The organism is Streptomyces sp. ITFR-16, assembly GCF_031844705.1.
In the GTDB taxonomy this organism is placed as follows: domain Bacteria; phylum Actinomycetota; class Actinomycetes; order Streptomycetales; family Streptomycetaceae; genus Streptomyces.
On record NZ_CP134609.1, the window covers coordinates 2,281,419 to 2,293,589 of the forward strand.

9 protein-coding genes are annotated in these 12,171 nt (G+C 71.1%); 3 read left to right on the forward strand and 6 right to left on the reverse strand.

Annotation, left to right across the window (positions count from 1 at the left end):
* Positions 1 to 85: 85 nt before the first annotated feature.
* Entirely contained in the window at positions 86 to 3,955 is a 3,870-nt protein-coding gene (locus tag RLT58_RS10025; RefSeq protein ID WP_311310043.1) for an endo-alpha-N-acetylgalactosaminidase family protein, read from the reverse strand.
* Positions 3,956 to 4,390: 435 nt separating this feature from the next.
* On the opposite strand from RLT58_RS10025, the gene RLT58_RS10030 reads away from it, so the two are divergent.
* A complete protein-coding gene (locus tag RLT58_RS10030; protein ID WP_311310044.1) occupies positions 4,391 to 5,620 on the forward strand; it encodes a glycoside hydrolase family 64 protein in 1,230 nt (409 codons plus the stop codon).
* Positions 5,621 to 5,684: 64 nt separating this feature from the next.
* Here the strand turns inward: RLT58_RS10030 and RLT58_RS10035 are convergent, their stop codons facing one another.
* The gene (locus RLT58_RS10035) at positions 5,685 to 6,758 is read right to left on the reverse strand and encodes a DUF4185 domain-containing protein (protein ID WP_311310045.1); all 1,074 of its coding nucleotides are present in this window, start codon (positions 6,756 to 6,758) and stop codon (positions 5,685 to 5,687) included.
* 283 nt (positions 6,759 to 7,041) lie between these two features.
* Here RLT58_RS10035 and RLT58_RS10040 point away from each other — a divergent pair, with 283 nt between their 5' ends.
* Positions 7,042 to 7,689, forward strand: coding sequence for a peptidoglycan-binding domain-containing protein (locus RLT58_RS10040; protein WP_311310046.1), 648 nt, complete (start codon positions 7,042 to 7,044; stop codon positions 7,687 to 7,689).
* A gap of 88 nt (positions 7,690 to 7,777) precedes the next feature.
* Here the strand turns inward: RLT58_RS10040 and RLT58_RS10045 are convergent, their stop codons facing one another.
* Positions 7,778 to 8,299, reverse strand: a complete 522-nt coding sequence (locus RLT58_RS10045) for a hypothetical protein (RefSeq protein WP_311310047.1) — start codon at positions 8,297 to 8,299, stop codon at positions 7,778 to 7,780.
* A gap of 225 nt (positions 8,300 to 8,524) precedes the next feature.
* Here RLT58_RS10045 and RLT58_RS10050 point away from each other — a divergent pair, with 225 nt between their 5' ends.
* Positions 8,525 to 9,145 (forward strand): YceI family protein, encoded by a 621-nt coding sequence (locus tag RLT58_RS10050; protein WP_311310048.1) that lies wholly within the window; start codon positions 8,525 to 8,527, stop codon positions 9,143 to 9,145.
* 82 nt (positions 9,146 to 9,227) lie between these two features.
* On the opposite strand, the gene RLT58_RS10055 is transcribed toward RLT58_RS10050, so the two are convergent.
* The 3 genes from RLT58_RS10055 to RLT58_RS10065 form a co-directional block, all read right to left on the reverse strand.
* Positions 9,228 to 9,803, reverse strand: a complete 576-nt coding sequence (locus RLT58_RS10055; protein WP_311310049.1) for a DinB family protein — start codon at positions 9,801 to 9,803, stop codon at positions 9,228 to 9,230.
* Positions 9,804 to 9,890: 87 nt separating this feature from the next.
* Complete coding sequence (locus RLT58_RS10060; protein ID WP_311310050.1) at positions 9,891 to 11,456, reverse strand: FAD-dependent oxidoreductase; 1,566 nt, start codon at positions 11,454 to 11,456, stop codon at positions 9,891 to 9,893.
* A gap of 85 nt (positions 11,457 to 11,541) precedes the next feature.
* Entirely contained in the window at positions 11,542 to 12,048 is a 507-nt protein-coding gene (locus tag RLT58_RS10065) for a winged helix-turn-helix transcriptional regulator (RefSeq protein ID WP_311310051.1), read from the reverse strand.
* Positions 12,049 to 12,171 lie beyond the last annotated feature (123 nt).

The window sequence follows — 12,171 nt, forward strand, 5'->3', positions numbered from 1 at the left end:
GTGTGCGCGGGGTGGGGGACCTGCAAAGGATGGTGCGGGGAGGGGCGGGTCCGCCAGGACCCCGCCCCTCCCCGGTCGGTGCGGCTCAGCTCCCGCAGTGGAAGCGGGCGTCGCCCCAGTCGGCGTGGTCGTTGCCGTTGCCGTCGCCGCCGTCACCGGCGGTCAGCTCGACGTACGTGGCGCCGGTGAGGTCCGCCGTCAGCGACCAGGCGGAGTCGGCGGCCCTGAGCACCGGCGACTTCACCTTCTCGGTGCCGTCGGCCGAGACGGAGAACTGCACGCTGCCGGCGCTCTTCTGCACGTCGTCGACGCCCACATCGGCGGTGAACGAGGTGCACTTCCCACCCAGGTAGTAGCGGACCTTCGCCGGGGCGTGGGTGCCCAGGCCCTTGGCGTAGACCGTGCCGCCGATGGTCAGCGGGGTGCCGTCGCCGGTGCCGGTCTCGCCGTTGGACAGATCGCGCTCGACGGGTCCCCAGCCGTTCTCGGAGGCCGTCCAGTCGAGGTCACTGGCCCAGCTGTCCGTGGTGGGCGGCGGCGGCAGGGTCCGTACGGAGGTCTGCGCGCCGAGCTTCCGCTGCGTGCCGCCGGCCGTGTACGACGCCTCGGAGCGCAGCGGGTACGTGCCGTACGCGGTGTCCACCGGCGGGGTGACCCGCCAGCTCGCGGTGGCCCCGGCGCCCGCCGCGACCGAGTCGAAGGAGACCGCGCCCACGGGCTCGGCCCGCCAGCCCTCGGGGACGGTGAGGCCGACCGTGACGCCGGTGGCCTCGGTGGCCTCGTAGTTGGTGAAGGACGCCTTCACCACGTTGGCCCTGCCCGGCTCCAGGGTCTCGGCGGCCGGTTCGACCGAGAGCGTGCCGCAGGCGGCCTGCTCGCCGGCGGGGGCCGGGCCGAGGTCGGTCACGGTGAAGCCGTCGAGGACGAAGTCGGCGCCCTCGGGGGCGTCCTCGCGCTTGCGCAGCCCGGTCCAGGTGTCGCCGCAGCCCGCCGTGACGGTCTCGGTGAAGCGGCCGGTGGTGTGCTGGGCGCCGATGGGGGTGGTCCGGGTCTCGACGGAGCCGGGCTTGCCGTCGGCGGTCATCCGGTCGTAGCCGTCGACCCACTCGTAGGCGCCGGCGTGGCTGGACTGGTAGTCGTAGGCGACGGTGTAGCGGTGGCCGTCGGTCATCGGCACGGTCCAGGGGGCGGTGCGGTAGACGAGTCCGGCGTTCTCCTCATGGGCCTTGAGGGACTCCTTGCCGCCGAGCACGTCGTCGGTGAGCTTCCCGTTCCAGCCGGCCTGGGTGTACGGGGCGTGCAGCTGGGAGACGCTGGTGCGGGGGTCCGTGGCGCCGCCCGCGTCGCCCTTCAGGAAGGGGCCCCAGCCCTGGTCGACGTCCTCGAAGTCCTCGTACACGAGGGTGTTCTTCCTGGTGGCGGGGGCGTTGGCCACGATCCGTACGTCATCGGCGCGCACGCTCGCCGCGCTGCCCTTCGCGGCCTCGATGCGCAGGGTGGTGCGGCCGTCGGCCGGGGCGGTGAAGTTCACCTTCGCCCGCTGGAAATAGGTGCCGTGCCAGTCGGACGCGGCGACCTGGTCCCTGGCGGTGGAGCGGTCCACGGCGACGGACTTCCCGCCGGCCGAGAGGACCGTGTGCCGGGTCCTGCCGGGCTGGACCTCGATGAGCGCGGAGGCGGTGTAGCGGGCGCCGGGCCGCAGTCCGCCGATGGACTGGGCGAGCGCGGCCGTACCGGTGCCGGAGAGCTTCGCGCTGTTGCGGCCCTGGCCGTCGGTGTCGCGGACGGCGGTGCCGGTCCTCGACCAGCCGGTGAGCCCCTTGTCGTTGAAGCCGGGGTCGTCGACGAGGGTGCCCTCGCCCCATCGGGCGTCGGCGGCCTTCGGCGCCTTGTCCGGGTAGAGGACGTACGGCTGCCCGGCCTCGGCGGTCAGCGTGATTCTCCCGTTCACGGGCCGGACCGTGCCGGTCTTCACCCGGCCGTTGTCGGTGAGCCGGTAGACGGTGTACGGGCCCTTGGAGGGCACCGCCCAGCTGCTCGTACCGCCCGTCCTGCTGTAGTGGTACAGCTTCTTGCCGTCGTCCCACGGCAGCAGGTAGTCGGTGCCGCTGAGCACCTTGCGGCCGTGGTCGTAGAACGTCCGCCTGCCGTCCTCGACGGTGCCGCTCACCCCGCCGGTGAAGGTGATGTCGTTGCCGTCCCAGCGGGTGATCTTCTGCTGCTGGAGGTACTTGGCGGGCAGGTCGCGCTGCCAGACGTTGTCGTAGAAGGCGTTCCAGTCGGTCTCGCCGGTCCAGCCCTCGAACTCGTCGATGGCGCTCTGGCCGAGGACCGGGTCGTTGTTCCAGACGTCCTTCTCGTCGTTGCGGATGAACCGGATGATCTTCGAGTTGAGGCCCTTGTTGGTGGCGCCGCCGTAGTCGAGGTCATTGGCCCAGTGCGACCAGAGCGAGCCCCGCTCGAACTTGTCGGCCCACTCGCTGGAGACGTTCCAGCCCTGCTTCTGGAGGGACTGGAGGGTCTTGTCCGCGATCCAGCCGTGTGTGTAGTACACGTCGATGTACAGCATGCCGAGGTTGCGGTCGGTCTCGTCGCGCAGCTGCTGGAAGCGCTTGGCCAGGTCGCCGCTGTTGATGTCGCGGCGCTGGTCGATGTAGTAGCTCTGGTTGAGCCAGTTCCAGCCCGGCTTGGTCTTGTCGACGAGGTTCTCGTCGAACGCCCTGGCCTCCGGGTACGCCTCGGTGGCGTTGACGTGGACGCCGAAGGTGGCGCCCCACTTCTTGCCCGCCTTCAGGAGCGCGTTGAGGTCCTTCAGCCCGCCGGCGCGCTTGTTGTAGTTGCCGCCGTAGTCGGGGTGGGCGGAGTCGTGGCCCTCGGAGGCGTACCCCTTGAGCAGCGCGAGCTGTCCGAGGCCGTCGGTGGCCAGGGAGATCCGCTTGACGTCGTCGAGGGTGCGCAGGAAGGGGTGGGTGGCCTGGCTGGCGAAGTTGAACGGGATGTGGGTGATGACCCGGTCCGCGGTGTCCTCGCTGCCGGGCGCGACCACGCCGATGGAGCGGAAGGCGACGGCGCCGTCCTGCCAGTCGACGGTCCTGTCCCCGTTGGCGTCGGGCGTGACGACGACCTTCGCCCAGGGCAGGTTGTCGCCGCTCTCCGGCTTCGGGGCGCCCTCGCCCCGGTAGGTCCACTGGCCCGACCAGACGCCGACCCGGGTGGAGCCGTCGTCGTCCTCGCGCGCCTGGTGCCAGAAGCGGGCGTCGTCGCCGCCGGTGGCGCCGGAGGGCTTGTCGTACGAGGAGTTGGACTCGACGGCGGCCGCGAGCGCCCCGGTGTTGAGGATCGCGTACGTGGCACCGGAGGGCGCGGCCTCGGCCGGGGTGTCCGCGGTGACCTTCGCGAAGACGTCGGCGGTCTTCGTCGAGTCGGGGTCCAGCCGGGTGAAGGCGGTCGCGGCGCCCGCGTCCGTGCTCGCGACGGAGACCAGGTCGTGGCCGGGGATGTCGATGGTCCCGACCCGGAAGGCCGCGGTGTCCCGGACGGCGGTCACCCTGAAGGTGGTGGTGCGCCCGGAGACCGAGAGCGAGGCGTCGATCTCGACGCCGGGCAGATCGGTGAAGGCCAGCGTGTAGCGGGCGGCCGACGCGGTGAACGACGGCTTGCCCTTGAGCCGTACGGGATGCGCGGTGCCGTTCAGGGTCACGGCGGCGACCGGCTTCGTACTGCCGGACAGCTCCTTGCCCGAGGCCCGGTCGGTGTACGTGAGCACGCGCGGGAAGTCGTCCGCGACGGCGACGGCGAGCTGCGCGGAGGCGAGGACGGCGCCCGCCGGGACGGCCGGTGCGGCGGCGGGCGGCGCGGGAGCGGCGGCCGAGGCGGGAAGGGCGGTCCCCACCAGGGCCAGGACGGCGGCTGAGGCGGCGGCAGCAGCGCCCGCCGTACTGAATCTTGGCGACATGTGCTCTGCGTAGTCGCCGTGTCCGGACACCGTCAACGACGTACGGCTCCGAGGGCCCCTCCAGTCCAACAACCGCATGCGGTTAGTCCAAGTGGGGCGGACGGGGCGCGTCCGGCCGTGTGGCTCCGCCGCGTTCAGGTAGTGATCACGAGAGACGGAAGGGAGGCGAACGGACACGCCAAGTAGCCGAAATGAGCGTCGAGTTGTGAAGACCCGGAATTTTTGAGAGCGCTCTCAGTCACAAGTCTTGACGCTCGCCGCGCCCCTCGCGAGAGTGGTCGCACCGCGGACGGGCCGGTTCCACCTCCCCGCACCTGCCAGCCGTCCGCGCCACCTGTCCGAAGGCGTCCCCCGCCTCTCCCCCACGTCCACCCCCCACTCCCACTCCCCCACACCTCCCCACCCCCCACACCCCCACGCCTCAGGAGTCCCCTCGTGATTTCGCGCAGAAAGTTCCTGACCGGCGGCGCCGCCGCCTCCGCGACCGCACTCACCTACCCGCTCTGGGGAAGTGCCCTGAGCCCCGGCGCCTCGGCGGCCGCGGCGACCTGCGAACTGGCCCTGGAGAACAAGTCGCTGCCGGGCCGGATCAACGCGTACGTCACCGGCCACGAGCAGGGCACGGACCGCTGGGTGCTGCTGCGGGCCGACGGCAGCGTCTACCACCCCGACTCCCCGTCGGCACCGCAGACCCCGCTGCCGGTGGACTGCGCGATCCCGCTGAACGCGGCGGGCGGCGCGCCAGTGGTCCTGACGCTCCCCCAGATGTACGGCGCCCGGGTCTACTTCGTCCGCGACGACACCCTGGACTTCTATCTGAACCCGGGCCCCTCGCTGGTCGAGCCGGCCTTCGCCACGTCCACGGACCCCAACTACGGGCGCACCTGGTCGTTCTGCGAGTTCACGTTCAACCCGCAGCAGCTGTACGCGAACATCAGCTACGTCGACCTGGTGACGGCCCTGCCGATCGGGCTGACCCTGGAGGGCGACTCCACCCACACGGTGGCCCCGCTCCCGGACGGCGCCGTCCAGAAGATCGCCGACGGCCTCACCGCCCAGGCCGCCGCCGACGGACAGCCCTGGGACCAGCTGGTCACGCGCGGCTCGGACGGCAACGTGCTGCGGGTCATCTCGCCGCAGAACCTGATGGCACCGTACTTCGACCGCCCGGACGAGATGCCGTTCCGGGACCTGTTCACCGCGCAGATCGACGAGGTCTGGGAGAAGTACCGCTCGACGGACCTGCGCATCGACCTCCAGGGCGGACGCGGCGTCTTCACGGGCCGGGTCAGCGGCGACACGCTGACCTTCAACGGCGGCCACACCTTCAGCAAGCCCGTCTCCAAGGACATCTTCACCTGCAACCACGGGCCGTTCACCAACAACCCGTCGGACTCGGACGACAAGAAGGGCCTCCTGGCCCGGCTGGCGGCGGGCTTCAACCGCTCGATCATGCTCAGCCACCCGGACCAGCCGAACGGCACCTCGGTGTCCGACTACTACCAGACCGCGGTGACCAACCACTGGTCCCGGATCGTCCACGCCAACAGCCCGATCGGCTACGCCTTCCCGTACGACGACGTACGCCCGGACGGCGAACCGGACGTCTCGGGCGCCGCGAACGACGGCAACCCCCGCCGCTTCACGGTGAGCGTGGGCTCCTGACCGCCTCTCCCTGAGACCGCGTGTGCCCCCGTCCGGGCGGGACGGGGGCACACGCCTGTTCCGCTCAGGCCGCCAGCCCGTTGATGCGGTACTGCATCACCCGGTAGTTCTGGTTGTCGAACCACTGGCTGACCGCGATGTGGAAGTCCGCGAACGTCGAGCCCGGGAGGATGAAGCCGCCGTACGGGCTCGCCACCGCGTTGCCGGTCTCCAGGCCCGGGACCGTGGGGATGATCATGGTCTGTTCCGGGGTGGTGAAGAGGTTCGACGTGGGCAGCGGGAAGATCTGGGCCCTGATGTCGAGCGGGGACATGTTGAGCCAGGTGAGCGCGTATTTTCCGTCCATGGCGCGGAAACAGATCTCGCCCCAGCGGCGCGCCCCGGTGACGGAGGTCGGCGGGTTTCCCCAGGCCCAGGCGCCGCCGGCATAACCCCAGGGTTCGTAGGCCGCGGGATTTCCCAGGGCGTTCTGCGGAACGCGGTGCAGCAGCAGACCGGAGGCGGTGTCCCGGTTGAAGGCCGTCGACAGGACATAGCAGTATCCGTCGTCCGCGACCGCATAGGTTTTCTGCTGGAACTGGCCGCCGTACTGGTCGCCGGGCCATTGGCAGAGGTATTGCCAGGTCTCGCCGTTGTCGTCGGAGCGCCAGAAGTCCGAGTGGTGCGTCCGGTAGATGACGCCGCGCATCAGATGCATATACATCGTGGAGCCGACGGTGAACACGTCGGAGGGAATGGCCGTGGTGCCGCCGTCGTGCCCTTCGGGGACCAGGCCCACCGCGTGGGCGCCGCCGACGCTGCCGTCGACGACGAGCGAGCCCGGGGCGGCGTTCGAGGCGCGCAGGCCGACGGGGGCCCGCCAGTCCGGGCCGCCGACGCCGCCGCCGTCGAAGGTGTCGCCGCACACGAGGAGCACCGAGCCGTCGGGGCAGCGGGCCGGGATGCCCAGGTCGGTCCAGGGAGCGGCGAAGCGGCCCGTCTCGGCGGGACCGGTGAGGTTGCGCACCTTGCCGCCGGTGACGAGCGGCGCGGCGCGCTCGCGTGCGGCGGCGGCCGGGGCGCCGGCCGCCAGTCCGGTGACGGCGAGGGCGGCGCCGGAGCGCAGCAGCGCGCGGCGGCTCGGGTTCATCGCATGCATGGCAGCTCCTGTGGGGAGGGGGCGCTGCGCGGAGCATAGGACCGGAATGGACGGCCGCGACAGAGGCTCATGTCAAGCACTTGTGACAACGGGCAACAAAAGGGAATTGCGTCATTGGTCGAACCGTTGACGGCGCGTCATGCGCCGGCGTGAATTCCGGCTCTTTGCCCTTTCGCGGGCACGTTCCCGACCTGGGACGACGGCCACGTCCTGCGGGAATGACCAAATGCCGCGAGGAACACGGCTCTTGACGCCGTATTCGGGGCCGCGACACCGTGCCGTCATGCGACAGAAGAGAATGGCTCAGCTCATTGCCGCCGTCGCGGCCACCGCCGGAATACTCGTTTCCGTCCCGGCGACCGCCCACGCGGCACCCACCCCCCACGGTCTGCGTTCCTTCCAGGTGTCCCACGGGCTGCCGCCCACCGGCACCGTCGACGCCGCCACCGCGCGGTCACTGCGGACGGCGCCGGACAGCGAACTGCGGACGGTCTTCACGGTCGCCGCCGACCTCGGACCCGCCGAACTCGCCAACGCCCGTACGGTCATCGGCGTCGGCAAGGGAGCGCAGATCCCCGAGCAGGGACAGGTCATCGCCCTGATGACGGCCATGCAGGAGTCCAAGTTCGTCAACTACACGACGCCCGTGGACCACGACTCGCTCGGCATCTTCCAGCAGCGGCCCAGCACCGGCTGGGGCACCCCGGAACAGATCACGGACGTCCCCACGTCGTCCAAGTCCTTCTACGGCGTCGCCCCGTTCGGCAGCAACCCGGGACTGATCCAGATACCCGACTGGCAGAACCGGCCGCCGGGCGAGGTGTGCCAGGCGGTGCAGGTGTCCGCGTATCCCGACCGGTACGCCCAGTGGGAGCAGTTCGCCCGCGATCTGCTGGCCCAGGAGGGGCCCACGGTCGACCCGATCTACTGAGACCGCCCGCCCGGCCTCTGCCGCTGCCCCCACGCACAGGCGCCCCCGTCCGCGAGGACGGGGGCGCCGGCGTTCGCGGGGCCCGGGGTCAGCAGCCGCCGCAGTTGTAGTAGGTCACGTCCCAGTGGTTGCCCTCGTCCGCGTAGATGTTGCCGGAGCCGGACTGGTACTGGGGGGCGCCGTCGCCGCGCAGGCCGATGTAGGCGAACACGCCGTGCACGTAGTTGGTGAGGCATGTGGTCTTGCCGAAGTCCAGCTTGTAGCCGTTCCAGTGCGAGTACGTGCCGCCGGCGTGCCCGGTCTCGGTGCCGCCGGTGATGTTGAGCGCGCAGCCCGTGGCGCTCTTGAGGGTCTGGGCCCCCTGGGCGGTCGGCAGGTTGAGCTGGTCGAACGAGGTGCAGGTGGAGACGTTGCGGTTGGAACAGCCGCCGGAGGACGACCAGGTGATCCCGGACGAGCTGAACCGGGAGGTCGCCTGGCTGTGGGTGAGCTTGGTGACGGCGTACGCGTCCGTCGTACCGGAGACGACACCGATGCCGGGGGCGAAGAGAACGCCGAGGACGAGAGCGAGAGCGGTCAGGACGGGGCGCAGCGTCATACGGGACACCATGGGGGGACTCCTCCTGTGCATGACAATGGGGCAGGGAGATAGTGCCCGAGTTCTACGCGCGTCCGCCAGAGGGCCCGACGTAACGACGGCATGAACAGATCGCCCCACCCGTAACAGTCCCGGGCGTAGATGTTGAACTTTGAACAAGATGGGTCTAGGGTGAATCTCGTTGAAGGTTAAACAAACAGATCGGGCCCCGCCCGGTCGCGTCCCCGAGGAGGAGCCATGGCTCTGTTCAACCGCAAGAACAACGACGCCCCGACCGCCGCCACCACCGTCGCCGTCGACCCCGCCCTGGCCGCCCTCACCGGCGACTACACGATCGACCCGGCCCACAGCAGCATCGGTTTCACCGTGCGTCACGCCATGGTCACCAACGTGCGCGGCTCCTTCGGTGAGCACGAGGGCAGCCTGAAGCTCGACGGCGCCGACCCGGCGAACTCCACCGCCTCGATCGACGTGAAGATCGCCAGCGTGGACACCGGCATCGCGGACCGTGACGGCCACCTCGTCAGCGGCGACTTCTTCGACGCCGAGAAGTTCCCCCTCATGACCTTCCGCTCGACGGGCGCCGAGCAGCTCGGCGGCGACACCTACCGCGTCACCGGCGACCTGACCATCAAGGACGTCACCCGCCCGCTCTCCATCGACCTGGAGTTCAACGGCTCCGCGACCGACGTCTACGGCAACCAGCGCGTCGGCTTCGAGGGCAGCGCCGAGATCCTGCGCTCCGACTGGGGCCTGACCTGGAACGCTGCGCTGGAGACCGGCGGTGTGATGGTCAGCGACAAGGTGAAGCTGAACTTCGACATCTCCGCGATCAAGGCCGCCGCTCCGCAGGCCTGACCCCTGAACCACCCGAGCGCCCGCCGTCCGCCCCCGGACGAAAAAGGGGGCGGACGGCGGGCGCTCGGCGTGCGGCTCCCGGTCAGGCCATGCTCTGCGCGCCGTCCAGCGACTCACGGATGATGTCGGCGTGCCCGGCGTGCTGCGCGGTCTCGGTGAGCATGTGCAGCACCGCCCGGCGGGCCGACCACCGCGCCCGGCCCTCGTACCACGGCGCCTTCGGCAGCAGGTGCGTGACGCCCAGGTCGGGCAGCGAGGCGATCACCTCGTCGGTACGGCGGGCCGCCTCGGCATACGCGTCCAGCACCCCGGCCAGGGTGTCCCCAGGCCCCATCGCGAAGTCGTCGGCCCGCTTCGCGAAGTCGGCCTCCGTCATCTGGGTGAAGTCCGGCATGCTCGCCGCTCCCTCCACCAGGAAGCCGGCCCAGCTCCGTTCGACCTCCGTGACGTGTTTGATGAGTCCGCCCACGCACAGCGCGCTCGCCGTGGTCCGCTGCCCGGCCTGCTCGTCCGTCAGACCGCGGGCGGTGAACCGCAGGAAGTGCCGCTGCTTGGCCAGTGCCTCCAGCAGATCCGCGCGTTCGTCGGCCCCGGAGGCCGTGGTGGCCGTGGCGGCCGTCGTGCCGGTGTCGCGGGTGTCCGTCCCGGTGACGCTCATGGCTCTGCCCTTCGTCGTTCTCGTTCCGCCGTCGGGAACGACGCTAGGAGCCGTATAGGACGGGCCGGGTCCTATACGGCTCCCCCGTCAGCGACGCCGTACCTTGAGCGCGTTGTCCCTGCGGGTGGTGGGGTTGCCGTCCGGGTCGTTCTGGACGCGCTCGTGCTCCTCGCTCAGGAGCACCTCCCACTCCCCCTCGGGAAGCACGAGAGAGGCCAGCACCTCGTCCGGGGTGGGCAGCTTCATGTCCTGGTGGTCGTGGTCCCAGGCGGGGAAGCCGGCGTGCCCGACGACGAGCAGCACCCCGCCGGGCGCGACCGCCCCGGCCGCCCGGCGCAGAATCCGCTCGCGCGGCAGCTCGCTCATGGAGTGCAGGAACTGGGCGGACACCAGGTCGAACTCCCCCTCGGGGAAGGAGATCCCGAGGTCGTGGAACTGCCAGTCGATCCGGTCGGAGACACCCGCGTCGGCGGCGTGCTCGGCGGCCCGCTCCAGCGCCACGCGCGAGATGTCGGTGGCGGTGACCTGCCAGCCCCAGCGGGCCAGCCAGACCGCGTCGGCGCCCTCCCCGCAGCCGAGGTCCAGGGCGCGGCCCGGCTTCAGGCCCTCGACCTCGCGGACGAGCACGGTGTTGGGGTTGCCGCTCCAGATCCGGTCGCTCTCGCGGTAGCGCGCGTCCCAGGCCTCGGCCGCGCGGCGGGCCTCCACCGCGCGGGCGGTGTCGTCGGTGACGAGGTCGGCGTTGATCGCGGCCCCGGTCTTCAGCCCCGCCGCGGCGGCGCCGATGACCTGCTCCATCAGGCCGGTGACATTGCCGGCCGCCCACACCCCGGGCACCTCGGTGGCGCCCGCGGGGTCGGCCTCGACGTACGTACCGACCTGGTGGCCGCCGATCTCCAGCGGGGCCGGCCGCAGCCCGAGTCCTTCGAGGACCGCGGACCGTGCGGTGAAGACCGGCTGGACCACCACCGCGTCGCGCGGGACCACCCGGCCCCCGGCCAGCCGCACCCCGGTGAGCCGGTCGCCGGCCGTTTCGAGCCCGGCCACCTCGCCGTCCACCACGGAGATCCCGCGCGCGGCCAGCTGCTCGTACTCCTCGTCACCGGGCTCCGGCGCGGTGTGCAGGAAGAGAGTGACGTCATCGCTCCACTGGCGCCAGAGCAGCGCCTGATGGACGGCCATGGGGCTGAGCGCCACCACGCCGATCGCCGCGTCCCGCACCTCCCACCCGTGGCAGTACGGGCAGTGCAGCACGTCCTGCCCCCAGCGCTCGGCCAGTCCGGCGATCGGGGGCAGTGCGTCGGTCAGCCCGGTGGTGACCAGGAGCCGGCGCGCCGTGACGGCGGTCCCGTCCTCCCGTACGACCCGGAATCCCGCGTCGCCGGGCAGCCGCCGCGCCTGTGCGACCTCGCCCTCGACGATCTCGACCCCGTAGCCGGCCACCTCCTGGCGCCCGCCCGCCAGGAACTCGGCGGGCGGGGTGCCCTCCCGGCCCAGGTAGTTGTGCATGTGGGACGCGGGTGCGTTGCGCGGGGAGCCCCCGTCGATCACCAGCACCGAGCGCCGGGCCCGCCCCAGGGCGAGCGCCCCGCTCAGACCGGCGGCCCCGCCCCCGACCACCACCACGTCGTACATCTGCGTCATGTCGCTCATGCGAAACACCTCCATGGACGGAGATGGTGCGCGCCCCACCGAAGTCCCGGCAAACATCTTTGCCGGGACAGCAAATTCGCCCGGTCTACGCCTGCGCGGGGGCGGCCGGCCGCCCCTCGTAACGCCGGCGCATGCCGTCACTGGCGGCGGGGCCGGCGGTGAAGACGTAGGCGTCACTGTCATCCAGACGACTGCCCGTCCTGGCGTCGACGACGACGGGCTCGACCTCCTCGCCGCTCCGCGCGTCGACGAGGATCATGCTGCGCTCGGCGGGCGCGAGACGGGAGTTGCCCCAGGCGGCCAGCGTGACGACCACCGGCCGCAGGGAGCGCCCGAGTTCGGTGAGCACGTACTCATGGCGTACGGGGCCGGTCCGGTAGGGCCGCCGCTCCAGCAGCCCGTCCGCGACCAGGGTCCTGAGCCGTGTGGTGAGCATGCTGGAGGAGATCCCCAGGCTCTCCTGGAACTGGTCGAAGCGGGTGTAGCCGTCGAAGGCGTCATGAAGGATCAGCAGCGTCCACCACTCGCCGACGTGCTGCACCGTCGTGGACAACGGGCACTCCCGGTCCTCCAGCCTGATCCGGCTTGCCACGGCGACCGCCCCCTCAGTTACTGCTAAAGTCGAAGTGAGTGACTTCTATTTTAGCAGTAAGGGCGGCGCGCTCCGGTCACCGGGACCGCCGCCACCGCCCGAACCCACACCATCCCGAGGAGC